The sequence below is a fragment of the Kitasatospora sp. NPDC058492 genome, assembly GCF_042720685.1.
GTDB lineage: Bacteria > Actinomycetota > Actinomycetes > Streptomycetales > Streptomycetaceae > Kitasatospora.
The window spans coordinates 84830-104342 of record NZ_JBHXMU010000020.1; the positions used below are offsets into that span (position 1 = coordinate 84830).

The following is a 19513-nucleotide window of genomic DNA, read 5'->3' on the forward strand; positions in this document are numbered from 1 at the left end:
GAACCTCCCCTGAACTCGATCACCAGGCCATACCGGCTGGTGGGCGTCCGGATACCGGTACGCCCACCAGCCGGCTCACTCACTCGCTGTCGTGCAGATTGCCGTCGCCTCCGGGCCACGGGTCGTCGCCGCCGGAGCCGGCGTTGTCCGAGCGGAGACTGTCGTATCGGTCGTGCACCGCCCCCAGCTCATCGACCGCGAGCAACAGTTCCTCATCCGGTTGACCTGCCATTTTTTCGCTCCTCTCGTGCCCCCGGGCTAGCGAGGGCGGACGGCGTACAAGGCACCGCCTATAGGCGGCCTCGCGCTGGTTGCTCATCATCAAGCGGCCGTTACCTGGGGTCATATTTCCCTGTGAATGCGGAACTTCGACCTCCAGGCTTAGCGTCATCGAGCCCTGATGACGCAAACCACTGGTCAGGCTGGGCAGCACGCATCCCCGTGCCAGGGTCCTTGATCCAGCCCCCCGCTGCTCGCAGCAGTCGGGCACGGGCCTGTGCTGCCACCCCCGAAGGATAGGGCGGGTGGGTACGCCAGGGGCGGCCCCCGGTGGATACGTCTCGGGACGTCCCTGGAACGTCCCGGAACGTGGTTGGAAGGCACTCATTAGGCCCGCCAGAATCGGTGGGATTCTCGGCTTTGACGGCGCGAGGAAATCGAAACCTGAGATTCGGCGCCCACTTCTGGAACTGATTCAATCTGCGCAGCGCTCCTCCTAGACTTCACTTCCTTTGAAAGGCAGGTGCCCGTAGAAAACAAGATCAGGCAGACTTCCCTGAAGGTTATGGGAAGCCGGTACTCGCCCGGTATGCGCAAATGGAACCTCCGCTTCGGCATTACGTCCCGCCGCAACATCCGCTGCCAGTACTGCCTGCCGGAGGGGAAGCAAGGGGTCATCGTCCAGCCGTCGTTGGAAGAGGCGATCGAGGTCCTCCAGGCCGGTTACGACACCGGTTTCCGGCGGGTCCACTACACCGGCGGGGAGCCGACGGTACGCAGGGACTCCGCGGACCTGCTGCGCGCCGACAGGCGCCGGCAAGGCGATCGGCTACGAGCAGCAAGCAAGGCCGCCTACGTACACACCCTCAACGACTCCGGGCTGGCCACCCGGCCGCCTGGTCCCGGCCCTGCTGAACCAGCACCAGCAGGCGGACGGCACCGTCACGGTACCGGCGGTGCTGCGGCGGTGGCGCGGCCGCGAGTCCTTGGCCCCGGCAACAGCCGGATAGCCGAACCGGGCGCCAGCGCGCCACGTCCTGTCCGAGCCACGGCCGTGGCCCGGACAGCCCTTGCACACAGCGTATGGAGCGCCCGCCGGGCGGGAAGGCCGACAGCATGACGGAGACTTTGCCCCAGTGGGCGTGGCGGATCGCCAAGGAAGAGCTGTCGGCCACCCTGCCGAGGCGGTGGGCGCACTCCCAGGGGGTGGCACGCCAGGCCGCGCAACTGGCCTCGGTCGCCGGGCCGGACGGCGGCCTGCTGGTAGCCGCCGCCGTGCTCCATGACGTCGGCTACGCACCTCGGCTGGCCACGACCGGCTTCCACCCCCTGGACGGTGCGCGGTTCCTGCGGGATCGGCACGGTGCGGATACGCGGCTCGTGCGGCTGGTGGCCAACCACTCGCTCGCCCTGCTGGAGGCTGAGGAACGCGGGCTGCGCGAGACCCTGGAACGGGAGTTCCCGCTGCTCGACGACCAGGTGCTGGTGGACGCCCTGATCTTCTGCGACATGACCACCACTCCCGACGGCATGCCCACCAGCGCTGGCGAGCGGGTCGCGGAGATCCTCGCCCGCTACGGAGCCGACACGCTGGTGGGACGGTTCATCCACCGCGCGCAGCCGGAGATCGAGGCAGCGGTGGCCCGCACCGAACACCGCGTCGCCTCCGCGGCTCAGCCGAGGTAGGGGTACTTGCCGCTGAGGTAGTGGCCGATCTGCTGGCGCATGCTCGGGTGGATGTCGTACTCGTCCAGGTCGCCCGGCCTCACCCAGCGCACGCCATCGGCCTCGTCGTTGACCGTCGGGATACCGCCGATCGGGCGGCCGATGTACGCCACCTCGAACTGCTGGCGGGCTTCGCCGTTGCTGCTGTACACGACGATGTGCCCCGGGTTGGAGTAGACGCCGAGGAGCCCGGTGATCTCCGCCTTGATCCCGGTCTCCTCCTCGCACTCGCGCACCGCGCAGTCGGCCGCGGACTCGCCGATGTCCTGCTTCCCGCCGGGCAGCGCCCACTGCCCGGTGTCGCGCCGGCGCTGCAACAGGATCTCGCCGGCCTCGTTCTGCACGAGCAGGTTGCTCGCGGGCACCAGCGAGTTCGCGGCCGGTGCGTCCGGATCGCCGTAGTACTCAGTCCTGCCGGCCACGAGGCTGGCCTCCCTGCGCGTCGTCGGTCCACGGCCGGGCCATGGCCCAGACCGCGTCGAAGCTCGAAGCGTAGCCGCCGAACCAACCGAGGTCGCCACCCTTCTGGAGGTGCAACAGCGGGTTGGCGGACGCCGGCTGGCCCCACACGTGCGGGTTGACCAGCAGGTCGTCGTCGTAACGGAACACCGAGTTGTAGAGGGTGGTGTCGTGCAGACGGATCTCGCATCCGGGCGTGCCCAGCAGCGGCCGGTAGTAAGTCAGCGAGGCGCCGATCTTCGCTGCGAGCGCGTCGCCGATGCCCTCCTCGCGTCCGCGGATTGCCACCGCGCGGCCCTGCGGGTCGCCGAAGCACAGCCGGACCTTCACCCCGGCCGCCGCGCGCTGCGCCAGCATGGCGGCAATGCGCGGGTTCGACTGGGCGAAGAACGTCCCCGAGAACACCAGCACGTCGATGCCCTGCTCTGCTTCCAGTAGGAGGGAGAGCCACATCTCCCGCGGGACGCTGGCACGGTCGGGGTAGGTAGCCACGAGGCCGGTGCCGGGACCGGACGCCTGTCCGCTCTGGGGCCGGGCCTGGGGCCAGAGGAAGTCCTCGTCCACCTTCAGGTGGCGTGCAACATTCCACCGGTGGCGTGCATGCGGCAGGCGACCGCCTAGCCAGCGGGTCACCGTTTTGGGGTCCACCTCGCAGGCCGCCGCGAGTTCCACAGGGGAGACACCGCGCTGGGCGAGTGCGGAGCGCAATCGCTCGTTCACAGCGGATATCCAACCGGACGACGGTAGGACTCGCAAGGACGTCCTAGGACGCGTAGCAGCCGACGCGCACCAGACGGGTTGCCTACGCTGGCCCGATGGCGCTCATCGTCTTGTGGGACATCGACCACACGCTCATCGACAACGCGGGAGTGAGCAAGGAGATCTATGCGGCGGCTTTCGAGGCTGTGGCGCAGCGTCGGCCGTCTGGCCCTGCGGTGACAGAAGGGCGTACCGATCGACTGATCATGCAAGAGATGTTCGACCGTGACGGTCTGGCCCAGCCGGGGTGGAACGTCGTCCAGGCCGCTCTCGAAGCGGCCGGTCGGGCACGGTCCGAGGTGCTGCGGCTGCGCGGCTGCGCGCTGCCCGGCGTCCGGCAGGCCCTTACCGCTGTCGCGCAGGAGCCCGGGGTCGTCTCGTCGGTGCTGACCGGGAACATCGCGGCGAACGCCCGGGTGAAGCTGGCAGCCTTCGGGCTCGACGGCCTGGTGGACCTGGAGGTCGGTGCCTATGGTGCCGACCACCGGGATCGGGCGGCACTCGTTGCGGTGGCCCGAGACCGCGTCCACAATGCCCGTGCTGTCCCGGCGGGTGCACCTGTGGTGCTGGTCGGTGACACTCCTCGGGACGTCGAGGCCGCGCTGACCAGCGGGGCTCATATCGTGGCCGTGGCCACAGGGGTCCATTCCGCCTCTGACCTTCGCATGGCCGGCGCCGAAGTGGTGTTGCCGGACCTGACCGACACGGCCGCCCTGCTGACGCACCTTACGCGAGTTGCCGCCGAACGGGACTGAACTGGGGGGTTGGCCGTACCCGCGTGGGTCACCCACGGCCCGGTCCCCGAGCTTGTGCCGCACGGGTTGCTCGCCCTGGCCGGTCGGCCGGGGCGCCCGGTGGCGGCTGCTTCTGGAGACGCGGAGCCAGGTGTTCTCGGCCCGGCGGCCGATGGCGAGGCGCGGATGCACCACGGCGTCCTTCTGAACGACCTGGGTGTGGAGAAGCTGGAGGAGTGGAGCAACGACGGCCTGAACGGATTCGGAGCGGAGACGGTTGCGCAGCACCTTCTCCTGGCTGTCTACCGGGCTGATCTGCTCGGGTACACCCCGGACGCCCTCGTGCGGTTCATCCGAGCCGTGACGGATGGACCGCACCCCTCGGACTCCCAGGACGCCGAAGGTCACCAGCCCAAGGGCTCGCGTTCGTAGAAGAGCCCGCCGGTGGGGCCGTCGTCGGGCAGGGTGGCGAGCCACACCGGAGTGTCGGCGGCCTCGTCCGGGGTGCGGTCGGTCTCGCCGTAGGCCATGCGGGTGTTCGTTCGGCCGGGGGAGGCGGCGTTGACGAGGATGCCGGTGCCGGTGAGCTCGGCGGCGAGAATCTGGGTGAGTGCGTTGAGGCCAGCCTTGGAAACGCGGTAGGAGACGTTGCCGGTGCCCATGTTGCTCTGGGAGCCTAGGTGGCTGGTGATGTTGACGATCCGCCCGTAGCCGTTCTTGCGCATCTCCGGCACGGCGGCTGCGGCGAGGCGCCAGGCGCCGAGCAGGTTGGTGTCGAGGGTCGCACGGACGCGCTCGAAGTCGGGCGCGGCAGCGGCCTGGCGGCGGTCGACGGCGACTGCGGCGTTGTTGATCAGCACATCGAGGCGCCCGAGCTCAGCGCCTACGTCGGCGACGGCGCGGGCGACGCTCGCCGGGTCGGTCACGTTCAGTTCGTGGGAGTGGACCGCCAGGCCTTTGTTGGAGAGGGCCCTCTCGGCCTCTTGGCCGGCGAGCCGGTCGCGTACTCCGAGGACGACGTGCATTCCCTGTTCGGCGAGTCGGGTGGCGACGGCGAGGCCAAGGCCACGGTTGCCGCCGGAGACGAGGGCGACGCGCTGGGCGGGGTTTGTGGTCATATGGACAGTGTGGCGAGCAGCTGGTCGAGGCGTTGGACTTTCGGGTCCTTCTTGGCCATCGGGAGTTCGGCTCGGGCAGCGAGTGCCCGGGCCGTGTTGCGGTGTGACGGTGCACTGGCGGCCAACTGGACAGCCGTCTCCAGGAGGTGGACGGCGTGGTCGGCCCCTCCGAGTGCGATGTGGGTGCGGGCGCTCTGGATGGTGTAGGTGGCCAGGTCGCGCCCCTTGGCCGGGGGCATGAGATCCAGCGCGGTGGTGAAGTGGGTCTCGGCCAGCCTTGGGCGGCGCAGGTCCGCGTAGCAGGTGGCGCTCTGGGCGTGGAACTCTGCGGCGTCGAAGTAGCCAGTCCAGGCCGGGTCGTCGTCGGTGACCGAGGAGCGGGCCATCTGCGTCTCGGCTTCGGATAGCAGGTGTTCGCAGGCGGCCCGGTTGCCGCAGGCGGCTTCGGCACGGGCTTGCCGCAGCAGCAGCATGGCCCGCGTTCTGGGGGTGACGTCACCCGCGCCCTCGACGGCAGCGGTGGCGAGGGCGAGTGCGGCGGCGACGAGACCATGGTCGTAGCACTGGAGACTGAGCGACTTGAGGATGTTGGCACCCAGGGCGCGGTCATCGGCGGAGTGGGCGACACGCAGGCCAGTCGTCCAGTACCGCTGGGCGGCGGCATGGAGTCCTGCGTCGAAGCTGGCGAAGCCGGCGAGGCGGGCGAGTTCGGCGTTGAGACGCAGCAGACGTCGGCCGACCTTCTCGCTGTAGGACGCCTTCTTGAGCAGGTCGGTGACGGTGGCCAGCTCGGTGTCGAGGAGTTGGCGGGCGCGGGGGCCACCGAGCGCGGCCTCCAACCGACGCAGCCGCGGCAACCCGCCTTCCAGGTCTTCCACCAGCTGCTCGTCGACCGGACCTCCGGCGACTGCGTCAGCCAGGGCATGGGGCGTCTGCGAGAGCCACTCGCCGGCGAGCAGGGTCAGGGCCTGCCCGCCGAGCTTCATGAATCCGCGCCGGTCGGGCATCGCATGCTCCAGGGTGTCGTCCAGTGCATCCAGCGTCCCCGCCATGGTCCAGGGGAAACCGGTGCGGACCGGCCCGCCGTCCGGTAGCCACCCCGGCCAGCCGCGCCGGTGCACCTCCTCCAGGCGCACGCCGAGCGCCATGGCGAGCGCTGCCTGGCTCTCGGCGTCCGGTTCGACTCCCCAGTTCTCCCACTTCCACGCCTTGCGCCGGTCGGCGGACCGCTTGGTGGCGTCGGCGACGATGTCGACGACGTCTTGGTACGTCCAGTCCTGCTCGTCCCGGACGACGCTGAGCGGGTGGACGAGTCGCGCTCCTGCGCGCGACCCGCTTGATCGGCTCATCACCAACCCCCGATATGTTCACCGGATTGTAGCCCTTTCGCCACTGTGTGCTGATGCTACATCTGTGGTCGCTGGAGCCGGAATACGACACGGATACGACAAAACCGCTCTTCACAAAGGGAGTTGAGCGACGGTTAGCTAGTGCTCCCCCGAAGGGTGTCCGGCCGCTGGTGTGCGGTGGGGCGCCGGGGAACGCGACCAGGGACCACTTCAGCCGTTCCCGTCGATGACCTGGCCGCGCAGCGAGATGACGTCACCGAAGACGGACCACTCGCATCGATCGCCGAAGCACGGCACGCCAGCCGTGCTCGCGTCTGCTCACCTGCACACCGATCCGCCAGCGACGCTGTCGCGCCGCCGGACGGGTTCGGCATGCCTATCCCTGAGGAGCCTCATGTCACGAAGGACCGCCGTCGTGACCGGTGGAGCCGGATTCATCGGCTCCCATCTGTGCGACGCGCTGCACCGCAGCGGCTTCGCCGTCGTCTGCGTGGACAACTTCCTGACCGGAAGCCGCGCCAACATCGAGCACCTGCTCGGCGCCGAGCACTTCGAGCTGATCGAGCAGGACGTCAACGACAAGCTCGCCGTCGACCGCGAGGTGGACCTGGTGTTCCACCTCGCCTCGCCGGCCTCCCCGGCCGACTACCTGCGCCACCCGATCCCGACACTGACGGTCGGCTCCATCGGCACGCTCAGCGCGCTGGAGCTGGCCAAGGACCACGGTGCCCGGTTCGTCCTCGCCTCCACCTCCGAGGTCTACGGCGACCCGCACCAGCACCCCCAGACCGAGGCCTACTGGGGCAACGTCAACCCCGTCGGCCCGCGCAGCGTCTACGACGAGGCCAAGCGCTTCTCCGAGGCTGCCACCGCCGCGTACCGCCGCGAATACGGCACCGACACCGCGATCGTGCGGATCTTCAACACCTTCGGTCCCCGGATGCGCACCGACGACGGCCGGGCCGTGCCGGCCTTCATCACCCGGGCGCTGGCCGGGAAGCCGCTCCAGGTCGCCGGGGACGGCCACCAGAGCCGCTCGCTGTGCTACGTCGACGACACCGTGGCCGGGCTGCTGGCAGTTGCCGCGAGCAGCCACCCGGGCCCGGTCAACCTGGGCACCCAGGACGAGCGCACCGTGCTGGACATCGCCCACAGCATCCTCAGCCTCACGGGCTCCGCCGCGGGCATCGAGTTCGTCGCCCTGCCGGAGGACGACCCCGTGCGCCGCCGACCCGACACCACCCTGGCCCGACAGGCCTTCGGATGGGAACCGCAGACGGCGGTCGAGGACGGCCTGGCCGCCACCGTGACCTGGTTCGCCCGGCAGCTCGCGGCCGGGGCCGCGCGGTGAGCGCCCCGGCCGCCGACGCCGCCGGCCGACTACGGGCAGACGGGTACACGGTCGTCCCCACAGTGGTCACCGACCCGCTGCTGGCGCGGCTGCGCTCCGAAGCCGACGCCCTGGTGGCCGTCTTCGAAGACGGCCACCGCAGCGACGACTTCTGGCACTTCACCCGCGACGGAGAGAGCACCCCGGTGCTCTACCGCGTCCACAACCTCCAGCAGCAGCCGGGCGCCCCGCTCGCCGCCGGGCTGTTCGCCGCCGGCCCGCTGCACCACCTCGCCGAGACCCTCCTCGGCCGCCCGGCGCGGGCCCGGGTCATCGCGATGATCGTCAAGATGCCGCACGTGGCCGCCGCCGTTCCCTGGCACCGCGACCGCACCGACACCCGTCCGGGCACCGCGGTCAACCTGAGCCTGTTCCTCGACGACTCCGACACCGGCAACGGCTGCCAGGAGTTCGTCCCCAGCAGCCATCTGCTGGCCGACGACGCCGACGTGGACCAAGTCAGCACCACCGGGCCGGTCCTGCCGGTCGGCGCGCGAGCCGGCGACGTGGCCGTGCACGACGTGCGGACCGTCCACGCCTCCCGCCCCAACGCCTCCGCGCGGCCCCGCCGCAGCCTCGTCATCGAATTCGTCCCCGCCGACACGGAGTCGCCGTGACCAGCCCCGCCCCCGCCCGCCGCCCGAAGGTCGCCACCATCACGGTCGGCACCAACGAGTCCCGCTGGCTGCCCGCCTGCCTGTCCACCCTGCTCGCCGGCAACACCCCCGACCTCGACCTCACCGTCTGGTACGTCGACAACGCCTCCACCGACGGCAGCACCACCCTGGTCCGCGACACCTTCCCCGCGGTTCGGATCATCCAGAACGACAGCAACCTCGGCTTCGCGAGGGCCAACAACGTCGGGATGCGCGCCGCCCTGGCCGACGGCGTCGACTACGTCTTCCTCGTCAACCCCGACACCCGCACGCCGAACGACCTGATCCACCAGCTGACCGCCTTCATGGAGAACTGGCCCGAGTACGGCGTCTGCGGCCCCATGCAGTACACCTACACCTACACCGCCGACGTCGACGGCGGGCCGGTCGCCCTCGACGAGCACAACGAGTGGTCCCGCACCGCGCTGCGCCTGGGCGAGGCCGACGGCTTCGTGGGAGACCGCCCCAACCGGCCCTCGCCCGCCAGCCCCACCGCCGGCCGCGCCCCCGAGACCCTGGAGCACGCCTACGTCCAGGGCGCCGCGCTCTTCGTCCGCGCCGAAGTCCTGCGCTCCCTCGGGCTGTTTGACCGGGTCTTCCACACCTACTACGAGGAGACCGACCTGTGCCGCCGGACCCGATGGGCCGGCTGGCGGGTCGCCCTCAACCTCGACCTCGGCATCCAGCACTTCGGCGGCGGCGGGACCGGCGCGAGCACCTACCGGCGGGTACAGATGCGCCGCAACCGCTACTACTTCCTCCTCACCGACATCACCTGGACCTGGCCCGACATCATCAGCCTGACCGGACGGTGGCTGCGCGAGGACCTCCTCGGCCGCTCCGTGGGCGGCAACACCACCCCGGCCCGCGGCTGGGCCGAGACGGCCGCCGCCTCCTGGTGGCTGCTGCGGCTCACCCCCACCATCGCCCGCCGCCGCCGCGCCCACCGCCGCCTGCGCACCGCCAGCACCGCCAGCACCGCCAGCACCGCCAGCACCGCCAGCACCGCCAGCACCGCCAGCACCGCCAGCACCGCCAGCACCGCCAGCACCGCCAGGAGCATGCCATGACCAGACTCCTGTTCGCCGGGGACTTCCACTGGCAGGCCGGCTCCGCCCACATGATCGCCGAGTACGTGCGCGCCGCGCCCGCACTCGCCTGCGAAGTGGCCCTCGCCGGGCCGCTGTGCCGGATGGACGACCAAGTCCCCGACCTGCTGCCAATCGTCAACGACCTCACCTGGGGCACCCACCTCGTCCTGGTCTTCGAGGGCCGCCAGTTCCTCGACGAGAAGCGACTGGAGCTGTGCGAGCGCTTCCCCCGCGAGCGCCGGATCGTCCTCGACCCGGACGCCCACTGGGGCAAGCACACCGTCCTCGGCCCGGACGACTCTGCCGGAGCCTACGGCCACGAGCAGTGGCAACGGCTGTACCGGCAGCTCAGCGACCTCATCCTCCAGCCGCGCCTCGGCCGCCTGCCGGACGGCGCCCGGTTCTTCCCCTACTTCGCGATGCCCAAGCCGGTACGACGCCCCGAACACGCCCCTGAGCAGCTGCCGTACGAGCTGCAGTACGTCGGCGCGAACTGGTGGCGCTGGGACGCCCTTGCCCACCTGGTCGAAGCCGCCCGATCGGCCCGGCCGCCGCTGGCCCACCTTCGGGTGGCCGGCCGCTGGTGGAGCGGCGACCCCCACCCCGACCACCTCACCGCCACCGCCAACCGGCCGGGCTGGCTGGCCGAACGCGGAGTGAAGGTCACCGGCCCCGTCCCCTTCGGCCAGGTCCTCACCCAGATGGCCAAAGCCGAAATCACCCCGATCCTGGCCCGCCCCCTGCTCGCCCACCAGCGCCTGCTCACCCCCCGCATGTTCGAGACCATCGCGGCCGGCACCATGCCCGCCTTGCCGCCCGAACTCGCCTACACCGCCAACTTCTACGGCGAAGAGATCACCCCGTTCCTCCTCGGCGACCACCCCGCCGAGGACCTCGCAAGGCTGCTGCGCGACGCCACCGCGAACCGCCCACGCCTGGGCCGCCTCCAAGACGACCTGCGCCGCCGCTTCAACTACCGGCGCGTCCTGGGCCAGCTCCTCGCCTTCACCGACTAGTCCGGGAGGACTACCATGCCCACCGTCCTGATCACCGGGATCACCAGCTGCGAGAGCCGCGGCGTCGAAGCCCTCGCCCGATCCCTCGCCACCGCGCTGACCACCGCACCGGACACCTCGGTCACCGTGCTCACCCAGACCCCCGACCTTGATGCCGAGTCCCTGGCCGGCACCGGCGCCGACTGCACCGCAGATCCGTTCGTCGTCTCCCGCTCCTGGGTCACGATGCGGCCGGTCGAAACCGAACCGCACCGCCGCGCCCGCGCCGAACGCCTGCTCCAGCACGCGGACCTGGTCCTCGCCACCGGCGGCGACCTGCACACCTCCGGCTACGGCGTCTCCACCCCATACCTCGCGGTGCTCGACCGCGCCCAGCAACTCGGCATCCCCACCGCGATGATCGGCCAGTCCGTCGGCCCCTTCACCGACCCCACCGAACGGGCCGCGTTCACCGCCACCGCCAACAGGCTCGACCTGCTGACCGCCCGCGAGACCACCACCCTGGCCTACCTCATCGGGCAACTCGCCCTGCCCGCCGAGAAGGTGCTGCTGAGCGCCGACCCCGCCTTCCTCCTCCAGCCCTCGCCCCCGGAACGCGCGAAGCAGCTGCTCGGCGACGCCGGCCTCGACACCGGGCAGCGGTACGTGTGCCTGGCACCGAGCAAGGGCGTCACCCGCTACAGCACCATCACCGACGCCGAGCACCTCGACGCGCTGACCCGCCTCGCCGAAACCCTGTGGCGGGTGCGCCACCGCCCGCTGGTCCTCGTCCCACACTGCCACGACTCCCGCCAGCACAACGACGACCGCATCCTGGCCCGGCAGATTGCCGCCCGCCTGCCCGACGTGCCCGTCCACATCCTGGACGCCGACGGCACCGGGGCCGGCGACTACAAGACCGTGCTCGGCGCCGCCGACCTCGTCGTCTCCGAACGCCTGCACGCCTCTCTCGGAGCCCTGTCCAACGGCACCCCCGCCGTCGCCATCGGCCACTCCCCGAAGTTCGGCGGCGTCCTCGCCGACACCTACGGCCCCGGCATCCCGGCCGCCGACGTGCACCACGACGTCGCCGCCTTCACCGCGGACCCGACAGCCGCAGAGCACCTCGCCCACCTGGACACCGACAAGCTGCGCGAGCACCTCGCCACCCGGCTCCCGACCCTCACCGCGCTCGCCGCCGCCGACATCACCCGCGTGCGCACCCTCCTCAACTCCTAAGACCGTCAACCCGATCGGAGCACAGCATGACCCTGCACCTGGTGACCGGCGGCGCCGGATTCATCGGCTCCCACCTCGCCGACCGCCTCCTGGCCGCCGGACACGACGTCGTCGTCCTCGACAACCTCGACGGCGGCAAACGCGAGAACGTCCCCGACGACGCCACCCTGGTCGTCGGATCCATCGCCGACAGGAAGACCGTGGACGAGCTGTTCACCAACCACTCCTTCGACAGCGTCTTCCACCTGGCCGCGTTCGCCGCCGAGGGCATCAGCCACGCCGTCAAGGCCCACAACTACGAGGTCAACGTCCTCGGCAGCACCCACCTGATCAACGCCGCCCTGCGCACCAAGGTCCGGTACTTCTCCTACGCCTCCTCCGTCGCCGTCTACGGCACCGGCCGCGTCCCCATGTGCGAGGACGACCACCCGCAGCCCGCCGACAGCTACGGCAACGCCAAGCTCACCATCGAACGCGAACTCGCCATCACCGCGCACCTCCAGGGCCTGCCCTTCACCGCACTGCGGATGCACAACGTCTACGGCGCGCGGCAGAACATGGCCGACCCCCTGCGCAACGCCGTGGCGATCTTCCTCAACCAGATCATGCGCGGCGAGCCGATCACCGTGTACGGCGACGGCAGCCAGCTCCGCTCCTTCACCTACGTCAACGACATCGTCGGCTGCTTCCTCGACGCCGCCGAGAACCCGCGCCACTGGAACCGGGTGATCAACGTCGGCAGCCAAAAGCCCTGCACCGTGCTGGAGATGGCCCACGCCGTACGCGAGGCGATGGGCGTCCCCGACCACCCGATCCGCCACCTGACCGCCCGCGAGGAAGTCCACGCCGCCTACACCAGCAGCGAACTCGCCCGCATGCTGCTCGGCGACTGGAAGGACACCCCGCTGGCCGAGGGCCTCGCCACCGCCGCCGCCTGGGCCAAGGCCCACGGCCCGGTCCAGCCCCGCAGCACCCTCGCCCTCGAAGTCGACTCCGACACCCAGCCCGAGTGGTACACCACTGCCACCTCCAGGACAGAGAAGCCGTGACCAGGACCATCGCCCTCCCCCCGGCCCAGACCATCGCCACGGACGTCGGCGGCGTCCTCTACTACGACGAGCCCTTCGAACTCGCCTGGCTGCAAGGCGTCCTGGAACGCGCCGGCGAAGCGGACCCGACGCTCACCATCGACCAGTTCACCGCCGAGATGCGCCGCTTCTACCTCCAGCGGGCCCGCGCCACCGCCAGCCCCGGCCTCTACAGCCCGGCCGGCACCCACAGCTGGAACCACCTCCGCCGCACCTGGGACGACCACGTCCAGCTGATCCCCGGCGCCTTCGACGCCCTCGACGCCCTCGCCGCCGACCGCCCGGTGTGCGTCGTGGCCAACCAGCCGCCCGAGTGCGAGACCGTCCTGCGCGACACCGGGGCCGCCAACAACCTGGCGCTGATCGCCCTCGACACCACGGTTGGCATCGCCAAACCCGACCCCGGTCTACTGGCCTGGGCCATCGCGAAGCTCGGCTGGAGCCCGGCGACCACCCTGATGGTCGGCGACCGCCCCGACCACGACGCCGCCCCCGCCCAGCGCCTCGGAGCCCACGCCGCCCTCGTCGAACCCCCGATCGGCTGGACCGTCCCGCCTGGCACCGACCCGGCCCTCGTCTCCGCCTACCGCAAGGTGCGGGCCGAACGCCTGGAGATCCGGCGACACCCCGCCGTCGACCACAGCCTCCACCTGCTCAACCTCGCAGACCTGGCCGAACACCTCGTCGGCCGTCGTCGACCCACCCCGAAGGGGTCCGACAGGTGAGCGTTCCCCTGACCCTGGCCATGTGCAGCAACCGGCCCGATCTGCTCCTGACCGCCCTCGACCGGCTCCACGGCATCCTTGGCCCGAACGACCACCTCCTGGTCGTCGTGGACACCGCCGCGGACGCCGCCACCCGGCGACGCCTCACCCAGCCCCCCGACCGGCGCACGGTGCACTTCAACGGCGCCACCATCGGCCTGTCCCACAGCCGCAACCTCGCGCTGAAAGAGGCCCCCACCCGGTACGTCGTCTTCGTGGACGACGACATCGCCCCCACTGCCACCGCGGTTGATAACCTACGCACCGCGCTGACCGGCGGAGCACACGTAGCCGGCACCCGGATCACCGCCGACCTCCAAGGCCACCGAACGCCCCGGTGGCTGACCGCGGGGCAACTCCACTACCTCGGCTCCCACCACCCCGATCTGCCCGCCAGCATCTGGGGAGGCTGCTTCGCCCTCGACCGCGACCACCTCCGCCTGCTCGGCATCGACTTCGACAGCCGCCTCGGCCGTGTCGGAACCAACCTCGCCTCCGCCGAGGACACCACACTGGTACGCCAGCTCGCCGCCCTCGGCGCCACCACCGCAGTCCTGCACACCACACAGGTCCACCACCTGATCCCCGCCCACCGGCTCAGACCCAGCTACCTCCTGCGCCGGGCCTACTGGCAGGGCCGCAGCGAAGTCCGCCGGGGTACCACAACCAGCGGCCTGCACAAGGAGTGGACACGCAACCGATCCGGCGGTCGGGGCGCGCGACCCGCAACCCTCGCCCTCCTCTACACCGCAGCGGTGCTGACCGGCATAGGCCACGAACTCCTCGACCAAACCCGGAGGCGCACGTGAGGATCGCCATGCTCAACCCGCCTCACAGGTATGGGCAGGACACCACCCAGTGGATCACCGTCCCGCCGCAGGGCTACGGCGGCATCCAGTGGGTGGCCGCCACTCTCATCGACGGACTGCTCGACGCCGGGTGCGAGATCCTCCTCGTCGGCGCACCCGGCAGCACCCCCCGGCCGGGCCTGACCGTCTCCGGCGCCACCACCTTCGACGCCACCCGGGTCGCGCTCCGCGAGTTCGGCCCGGACGTGGTGCACGACCACACCAACGGCCAGATACTGCCCGCCGAACCGGACTGGCCGACCGTCCGCACCCACCACCTCAACGGCGCGCCCGAGCACCGGGCAAACGTCGTTTACCTCTCCCGCGCCCAGCGCCAGGCCGCCGGGTCCACCGGCGCGCCGATCATTCGGCTGCCGGTCAATCCCGATCGTTACACCTACCGCGAGACGAAGGCCGACTTCCTGCTGTTCCTCGGCCGAGTCTCCGCCCACAAGGGGGCCCGCCAGGCCGCTGCCTTCGCCCAGGCCGCCGGCCTGCCGCTGAGACTCGCCGGCCCAGCCTGGGAGCCGAACTACCTGCACGGCATCCTCACCGACTACCCCGGCACCGCCGAGTACATCGGAGAAGTCGGAGGCCCCTGCCGCACCAGCCTGCTCGCCGACGCACAGGCCCTGCTCGTTCTCTCCCAGCCCTTCGGAGGCGGCCCCTTAGGCGGCGAGTGGATCGAACCCGGCGCCACCGTCGTCGCCGAGGCCGCCGTCAGCGGCACCCCCGTCATCGCCACCGACAACGGGTGCCTCGCCGAGATCGCCCCGCAAGTCGGTGCCGCCCTGCCCTCCCAGCTGACGCCCACCCCGGAGCAGGCCGCCAAGGTCCTAGCCGGCCTCCCGGCCCCGAAGCACCTCCGGGCCACCGCCGTCGAGCGGTGGGGCCACCATGTGATCACCGCGAAGTACCTGGAGGTCTACCGCCGTGCCGCATCGGGCGGCACGTGGGTCTGACCCGCGATCAGCGAGGACGCTTCCCGGCGGCGATCCGCTGCCGGGAAGCCTCATACAGGACCGCAGTCGTGGCGTTCGCCGCGTTCAGTGAACTGGCCGCCCCCGTCATCGGGATGCTCACCGTGAAGTCACACAGCTCCCGCCACGTGCTGGACAGCCCGGTCGTCTCGTTCCCCACAAGCAGCAGCACCGGCTGGGTGAGGTCGAAGTCGTAGACGTCCGCGTCACCCTTCTCGTCCGTGCCCACCAGGACCAGCGGCTGACCCGCGGAACGCTGCTGTTCCACCCAGGCCATCACCTCGGTCGGCCCCGGCACCCGGACCGACGGCAGCGAGAACAGGCTGCCCGTGGTCGCCCGCACGGCCTTCGGATCATAGACATCGGCCGCGTGACCCGAGACGATCATCCCGTGCGCACCGAAGGCATCGGCCGATCGGATGATGCTGCCGATGTTGCCGGGGGTGGTCGGCCTGTCGAACAGGACACCCAAGAAGTCCGGCCCGCCCTCGATCCGGTTCAGGTCGTCCGCCGGCATGCCGACCACCGCGATCACCTCGGGCGCACCCTCGGCCTTCTCCCCGAGTTCTGCCAACAGCTCCGGCGCCATCGCGATCCGCTCAGCCCGTGTTGTCCGCAGCAGCTCCTGCGCCCAGTCCGACAGCTTCCGCCTGTCGTCGTAGAGCAGGGCATTGATCGGCCAGCCGTACTCGACAGCGAGCGAGATCGGCCGTACCCCTTGAACCAGGAACTCGCCGAGCTGATTCCGCTTCTTCCTGTTGCTGAGCAGCGCCTCCCATTGCTGGAACCGCGCGTTGCGAGACGTGATCCGCTGAACCGCTGGCACCTGTCCTCCAAGGTGAGCCGACAACGATGCGTTCCGACTTCGGCGGAGTCCGCACCAGCGCAGCAATGACCTTACACCCGGCACCAACATCTGTGTTGAACAGGACTCTTGACCATACCTCAGGTATTTGCGCACGCACCGTGGCCGCCCCACGGCCTCGGGACACCTGGCACCGGCAGAGCGCTGGCGCCGGAGGGGAAGGCCCGCGCTACTACAACTGTGCATGGGTGCAGGCCGGAGCCGGCAAGAACCGGTGCCTGCTGATCGATCGCCCAGCCTCACCCGGATGTCCGGATGTGCTGCGACGTTCTCGCAGCCAGCGCGGCGCCACCCTTCCGACCCCCTCCCATGGCTGCCGAGATCGGCTGCCTGGTCGCAGCCGAGCAGGCGGCCGCCGACATGCGACGGGACGGTCGAGAGTTGACGGCCGATCGGACGACCTCGGACTCGGCCCGTCGTGGTGCTGGCGGACCGGTCCTACTCGTCGAGAGCCCTCCACAAGCACCGGCGCAGGCGCGGCATCCGGGCGGTGATCCCGCAGCCCGCCGACCAGATCGCCAACCGCAGACACAAGGGCCGAACCAGTGGCCGCCAGCTCTCGACCTCGAACCCTACAAGCAGCGCAACACTGTCGAACGGCGCATCAACCGCCTGAAGAATTGGCGAGGTCTGGCCAGCCGCTACGAGAAGACCGCCACCGCTGTCCGGACCGGACTCCACATCGTCGGCATCTTCGCCTGATTCGCCCGCTGAGCCAAAAGAAGCGACCCAGGAGTAGCGATTCGCTGCCTTCATGAGGGTTCCACAAGGAAGGGCCGATGGGTGCGATCATAGTTCCGTCATAGATGTGCAAACTTCGCAGGCATTCACTCGATCGTGTAGTGGTGTTTTCCGCCAGCAAGGGTGAATGATTCTTCTCACTCGGCCTGCGAAATCCCGTGCAGGATTTCGCAGGCCTCCCGGCAGGGGCTTCCCATTAATACGACCAATGGGAGTGGGGTGTCGTTCGATCATGAAAGAGGGATCGCAATGGAGATCTTCAACGGCATGGCGGCGGACACCATCAAGGCCAAGGGCCCGTGGCAGAAGGCCAGGCGCAGCGTGGGCTCCGGGTCCTGTGTGGAGTTTCGCGCGCTGGACAACGGTGCGGTGGCGGTCCGCAACAGTCGGTATCCGGGGGGCCCGGCCCTGGTGTTCACCCGTACCGAGATCCACGCCCTGTTGGACGGTGCCCGTAACGGGGAATTCGATCATCTGGCGGTTTGATCTTCAGCTGGCGGATGATTCCCGTCTTAGCTGATTGGTGTGACGGCCGGGCTCCCTTGTGCGAAACTCATCCGGATAGCTCAATGGTTGGGATAAAGCACTGGGGGGCCTGATGGCCGTCGACACATTCATTTCTGGACGCGGGGGCGGTACGGACCGGCCGTGGGCCGAGGCAGCGCTGCTCCTGGGCGCCCACCTGGAGGTCGCGCGCGGGCGCCGCAAGCAGAGCGAGGTGGTGGAGGCGACCAACAAGCGGGTCAGCACGTCGCACTACAGCCGTCTCGAACGCGGCGAGGTGCGGATCGACAAGCCGCACATCGTGTCCATCATCCTGGACGCCCTGGACATCGCGCCGGGCACCCACCGCGACCACCTGACTGCCCTCGCGTTCGCCGCGTCGAAGGAGGGCTGGGCGTCGAGGTTCCGCAGCGGGCACCGCGAGGTGGTGCCCGACTCGATGCTCCGACTGACCTCATTGGAGGAGTCGGCGACCGAATTCTTCGTGGTGGACCGCAATGCGATCCCCGGCCAGCTCCAGACCGAGGCGTACTCCAGGCTCGTCACCCGCTACACCCTGCCGGCCAGCCTGAGGGACGCCGGTCTGCAGGAAGTGGTCGTCGGGCTGCGGGCCGAGCGCCGCACCCGGTTCGCGGGGCGGCTGATCACGGACCAGCCCAAGGGCCGGTTCTTCGTCGAGGAGGCTTTGCTCTACGCAGACTTCGGCCACCCGGAGGTGCTGATCGACCAGCTGCAGGAGCTGCTCGGCCTCGTGGAGAACCGGGCCCTGCCGGTCGGCATCCGGGTGATGACCGCGCGGGCTCCCCTGGCCGTCCCGGTGAGCACCCTGACCCGTCTCGGATTCCGCAAGGCGCTCGCGGACGCGGTCCCCGACGTCATCTACAACGAGACGGGCCGCACAGCGTCCTTCCACCGCGGCTCGCTCCCCGGGATCAACGAGGTGACCGACCCCGACTACGTGGACCTCGACGATCTCATCGACAACGTGCTCATGAGGGCCCCCGGTTACCGGGACAGCCGCCGACTCATCGAGAACGCCCTGATGGAGGCCCAGCTCCGCCTGTAGTGGCAGAGCTGGGCCGGGCGAAACTGGCGGGCGCGTTCGGGTCAGACGACCCGGGCGAGCCCGCCAAACTCGATCCACTCCGAGGTCGCCTGCCGGGCGGGGGCATGAACGTCGGGGTGCCAGTCGGTGACGTCCACCAGGCCGGGGGGCTCGACGACGAGCCTGTCGACATCGAAGAAGCCGCGAACGTCGGCCTCAGTTCGCACGCACCCCCACTTGCCGCCGGTCTGCTGCTGCATCAGCTCGGTCACCGTGTTGCGGATGGCGGCGTCGTCGCTGACCAGCTGACAGATCACCACGACGCTGCCCGGGGCGAGCAGGCTCACCGTGCGCTCGATGATCGCCTTCGGGTCGCCGTTGTCCCGGTCGGGGACGCAGTGGAGCACGGAGACGAAGAGTGCCGCGACCGGCTCGGCCAGGTCGATCCGATCCTTGAGGCCGGCCACTATCGCGGGCGTGTCCGCCATGTCGGCGTTGAGGATCACCGCGTTCGGGCTCTCATCCAGCACGGCTCTGCCGTAGCCGAGGACCATCGGATCGTTGTCGACGTACACCACGCGCGCGTCCGGATGGACGGCTTCGGCGACCTCGTGGACGTTGCTCTGGGTGGGTAAGCCCGAGCCGTGATCGATGAACTGCTTGATCCCGTAAGTTTCGGCGATGTGCCTGACCACACGGATCAGGAAGCTGCGGTTGTTGAGCGCCAGTTCGCGGCTGCTCGGCACCGTCTTCAGTAACTCCTCGACCGCCCTGCGGTCGGACGGGTAGTTGCGGTTCCCCCCGAGCAGGAAGTCGTACATGCGAGCCGCACTTGGCCTGCCCCTGTCAATAGGCTCTTGCCAGTCGTCGGCTTCGTTCCGGTTCACCCGCTACCCCCTGCGTGATGCGAACTTCAGTGCCAACGAGCAAGTATGACGCTGCAT

The 19513-nt window shown here is 69.9% G+C and carries 21 protein-coding genes and 1 pseudogene; 15 read left to right on the forward strand and 7 right to left on the reverse strand.

Going from position 1 to position 19513, the window contains the following annotated elements; genetic code table 11:
- Positions 1-79: 79 nt before the first annotated feature.
- The gene (locus ACFWPI_RS15900) at positions 80-232 is read right to left on the reverse strand and encodes a hypothetical protein (protein ID WP_359817051.1); all 153 of its coding nucleotides are present in this window, start codon (positions 230-232) and stop codon (positions 80-82) included.
- A gap of 576 nt (positions 233-808) precedes the next feature.
- Here ACFWPI_RS15900 and ACFWPI_RS15905 point away from each other — a divergent pair.
- Together ACFWPI_RS15905 and ACFWPI_RS15910 are read left to right on the forward strand one after the other, a co-directional pair.
- Positions 809-1339, forward strand: coding sequence for a radical SAM protein (locus tag ACFWPI_RS15905; protein ID WP_380376000.1), 531 nt, complete (start codon positions 809-811; stop codon positions 1337-1339).
- On the forward strand, positions 1336-1905 hold the full coding sequence (locus ACFWPI_RS15910; RefSeq protein WP_380375951.1) for an HD domain-containing protein: 570 nt from the start codon (positions 1336-1338) through the stop codon (positions 1903-1905). The genes ACFWPI_RS15905 and ACFWPI_RS15910 overlap by 4 nt, the downstream gene beginning before the upstream one ends.
- On the opposite strand, the gene ACFWPI_RS15915 is transcribed toward ACFWPI_RS15910, so the two are convergent.
- Complete coding sequence (locus tag ACFWPI_RS15915) at positions 1893-2366, reverse strand: NUDIX hydrolase (RefSeq protein WP_380375953.1); 474 nt, start codon at positions 2364-2366, stop codon at positions 1893-1895. The genes ACFWPI_RS15910 and ACFWPI_RS15915 overlap by 13 nt on opposite strands.
- Positions 2350-3123, reverse strand: coding sequence for a helix-turn-helix domain-containing protein (locus tag ACFWPI_RS15920; protein ID WP_380375955.1), 774 nt, complete (start codon positions 3121-3123; stop codon positions 2350-2352). Before ACFWPI_RS15920 ends, ACFWPI_RS15915 begins: the two co-directional genes overlap by 17 nt.
- A gap of 95 nt (positions 3124-3218) precedes the next feature.
- Between ACFWPI_RS15920 and ACFWPI_RS15925 the strand changes: the two genes are divergently transcribed.
- Positions 3219-3917 carry an HAD family hydrolase gene (locus tag ACFWPI_RS15925; protein ID WP_380375956.1) on the forward strand — a complete coding sequence of 233 codons (699 nt, stop codon included), beginning with the start codon at positions 3219-3221 and terminating at the stop codon, positions 3915-3917.
- 383 nt (positions 3918-4300) lie between these two features.
- On the opposite strand, the gene ACFWPI_RS15930 is transcribed toward ACFWPI_RS15925, so the two are convergent.
- Both ACFWPI_RS15930 and ACFWPI_RS15935 read right to left on the reverse strand, forming a co-directional pair.
- Positions 4301-5014, reverse strand: coding sequence for an SDR family NAD(P)-dependent oxidoreductase (locus ACFWPI_RS15930; RefSeq protein ID WP_380375959.1), 714 nt, complete (start codon positions 5012-5014; stop codon positions 4301-4303).
- A complete protein-coding gene (locus ACFWPI_RS15935) occupies positions 5011-6363 on the reverse strand; it encodes a hypothetical protein (RefSeq protein ID WP_380375961.1) in 1353 nt (450 codons plus the stop codon). The genes ACFWPI_RS15930 and ACFWPI_RS15935 overlap by 4 nt, the downstream gene beginning before the upstream one ends.
- A gap of 394 nt (positions 6364-6757) precedes the next feature.
- Between ACFWPI_RS15935 and ACFWPI_RS15940 the strand changes: the two genes are divergently transcribed.
- Genes ACFWPI_RS15940 through ACFWPI_RS15980 form a run of 9 tightly spaced genes read left to right on the forward strand, consistent with a single transcriptional unit; the run spans position 6758 to position 15396 of the window.
- On the forward strand, positions 6758-7714 hold the full coding sequence (locus ACFWPI_RS15940) for an NAD-dependent epimerase/dehydratase family protein (RefSeq protein WP_380375962.1): 957 nt from the start codon (positions 6758-6760) through the stop codon (positions 7712-7714).
- Complete coding sequence (locus ACFWPI_RS15945) at positions 7711-8370, forward strand: phytanoyl-CoA dioxygenase family protein (RefSeq protein WP_380375964.1); 660 nt, start codon at positions 7711-7713, stop codon at positions 8368-8370. Before ACFWPI_RS15940 ends, ACFWPI_RS15945 begins: the two co-directional genes overlap by 4 nt.
- Positions 8367-9479 carry a glycosyltransferase family 2 protein gene (locus ACFWPI_RS15950; RefSeq protein ID WP_380424840.1) on the forward strand — a complete coding sequence of 371 codons (1113 nt, stop codon included), beginning with the start codon at positions 8367-8369 and terminating at the stop codon, positions 9477-9479. The genes ACFWPI_RS15945 and ACFWPI_RS15950 overlap by 4 nt, the downstream gene beginning before the upstream one ends.
- Positions 9476-10516 (forward strand): hypothetical protein, encoded by a 1041-nt coding sequence (locus ACFWPI_RS15955; RefSeq protein WP_380375967.1) that lies wholly within the window; start codon positions 9476-9478, stop codon positions 10514-10516. Before ACFWPI_RS15950 ends, ACFWPI_RS15955 begins: the two co-directional genes overlap by 4 nt.
- Before the next feature lie 15 nt (positions 10517-10531).
- On the forward strand, positions 10532-11734 hold the full coding sequence (locus ACFWPI_RS15960) for a polysaccharide pyruvyl transferase family protein (protein WP_380375969.1): 1203 nt from the start codon (positions 10532-10534) through the stop codon (positions 11732-11734).
- Positions 11735-11760: 26 nt separating this feature from the next.
- Positions 11761-12783, forward strand: a complete 1023-nt coding sequence (locus ACFWPI_RS15965; protein WP_380375971.1) for an NAD-dependent epimerase/dehydratase family protein — start codon at positions 11761-11763, stop codon at positions 12781-12783.
- The gene (locus ACFWPI_RS15970; protein ID WP_380375972.1) at positions 12780-13547 is read left to right on the forward strand and encodes an HAD family hydrolase; all 768 of its coding nucleotides are present in this window, start codon (positions 12780-12782) and stop codon (positions 13545-13547) included. The genes ACFWPI_RS15965 and ACFWPI_RS15970 overlap by 4 nt, the downstream gene beginning before the upstream one ends.
- A complete protein-coding gene (locus ACFWPI_RS15975) occupies positions 13544-14395 on the forward strand; it encodes a glycosyltransferase family 2 protein (protein ID WP_380375974.1) in 852 nt (283 codons plus the stop codon). The genes ACFWPI_RS15970 and ACFWPI_RS15975 overlap by 4 nt, the downstream gene beginning before the upstream one ends.
- Positions 14396-14403: 8 nt before the next feature.
- Positions 14404-15396, forward strand: a complete 993-nt coding sequence (locus tag ACFWPI_RS15980; protein WP_380375976.1) for a glycosyltransferase family 4 protein — start codon at positions 14404-14406, stop codon at positions 15394-15396.
- A gap of 7 nt (positions 15397-15403) precedes the next feature.
- Here the strand turns inward: ACFWPI_RS15980 and ACFWPI_RS15985 are convergent, their stop codons facing one another.
- The gene (locus ACFWPI_RS15985; RefSeq protein ID WP_380375977.1) at positions 15404-16240 is read right to left on the reverse strand and encodes a TrmH family RNA methyltransferase; all 837 of its coding nucleotides are present in this window, start codon (positions 16238-16240) and stop codon (positions 15404-15406) included.
- Positions 16241-16670: 430 nt separating this feature from the next.
- Here ACFWPI_RS15985 and ACFWPI_RS15990 point away from each other — a divergent pair.
- The 3 genes and pseudogenes from ACFWPI_RS15990 to ACFWPI_RS16000 form a co-directional block, all read left to right on the forward strand.
- Positions 16671-16981, forward strand: a pseudogene (locus ACFWPI_RS15990) (transposase); the annotation flags it as partial.
- Between the two features lie 288 nt (positions 16982-17269).
- Complete coding sequence (locus ACFWPI_RS15995; RefSeq protein WP_380375978.1) at positions 17270-17506, forward strand: DUF397 domain-containing protein; 237 nt, start codon at positions 17270-17272, stop codon at positions 17504-17506.
- A 112-nt stretch (positions 17507-17618) separates the two neighbouring features.
- On the forward strand, positions 17619-18590 hold the full coding sequence (locus ACFWPI_RS16000; protein ID WP_380375980.1) for a Scr1 family TA system antitoxin-like transcriptional regulator: 972 nt from the start codon (positions 17619-17621) through the stop codon (positions 18588-18590).
- Between the two features lie 41 nt (positions 18591-18631).
- Here ACFWPI_RS16000 and ACFWPI_RS16005 read toward each other — a convergent pair whose 3' ends face one another.
- The gene (locus ACFWPI_RS16005; protein ID WP_380375982.1) at positions 18632-19456 is read right to left on the reverse strand and encodes an SAM-dependent methyltransferase; all 825 of its coding nucleotides are present in this window, start codon (positions 19454-19456) and stop codon (positions 18632-18634) included.
- Positions 19457-19513 lie beyond the last annotated feature (57 nt).

Bases quoted from the DNA above. Each gene is read 5' to 3' on its own strand.
- ACFWPI_RS15980 (WP_380375976.1), top strand. From the start codon at position 14,404: ATGCTCAACCCGCCTCACAGGTATGGGCAGGACACCACCCAGTGGATC.
- ACFWPI_RS15900 (WP_359817051.1), bottom strand. From the start codon at position 232: ATGGCAGGTCAACCGGATGAGGAACTGTTGCTCGCGGTCGATGAGCTG.
- ACFWPI_RS15925 (WP_380375956.1), top strand. From the start codon at position 3,219: ATGGCGCTCATCGTCTTGTGGGACATCGACCACACGCTCATCGACAAC.
- ACFWPI_RS15965 (WP_380375971.1), top strand. From the start codon at position 11,761: ATGACCCTGCACCTGGTGACCGGCGGCGCCGGATTCATCGGCTCCCAC.
- ACFWPI_RS15935 (WP_380375961.1), bottom strand. From the start codon at position 6,363: ATGAGCCGATCAAGCGGGTCGCGCGCAGGAGCGCGACTCGTCCACCCG.
- ACFWPI_RS15960 (WP_380375969.1), top strand. From the start codon at position 10,532: ATGCCCACCGTCCTGATCACCGGGATCACCAGCTGCGAGAGCCGCGGC.
- ACFWPI_RS15910 (WP_380375951.1), top strand. From the start codon at position 1,336: ATGACGGAGACTTTGCCCCAGTGGGCGTGGCGGATCGCCAAGGAAGAG.
- ACFWPI_RS15905 (WP_380376000.1), top strand. From the start codon at position 809: ATGCGCAAATGGAACCTCCGCTTCGGCATTACGTCCCGCCGCAACATC.
- ACFWPI_RS15940 (WP_380375962.1), top strand. From the start codon at position 6,758: ATGTCACGAAGGACCGCCGTCGTGACCGGTGGAGCCGGATTCATCGGC.
- ACFWPI_RS15995 (WP_380375978.1), top strand. From the start codon at position 17,270: ATGGAGATCTTCAACGGCATGGCGGCGGACACCATCAAGGCCAAGGGC.
- ACFWPI_RS15930 (WP_380375959.1), bottom strand. From the start codon at position 5,014: ATGACCACAAACCCCGCCCAGCGCGTCGCCCTCGTCTCCGGCGGCAAC.
- ACFWPI_RS15955 (WP_380375967.1), top strand. From the start codon at position 9,476: ATGACCAGACTCCTGTTCGCCGGGGACTTCCACTGGCAGGCCGGCTCC.
- ACFWPI_RS16000 (WP_380375980.1), top strand. From the start codon at position 17,619: ATGGCCGTCGACACATTCATTTCTGGACGCGGGGGCGGTACGGACCGG.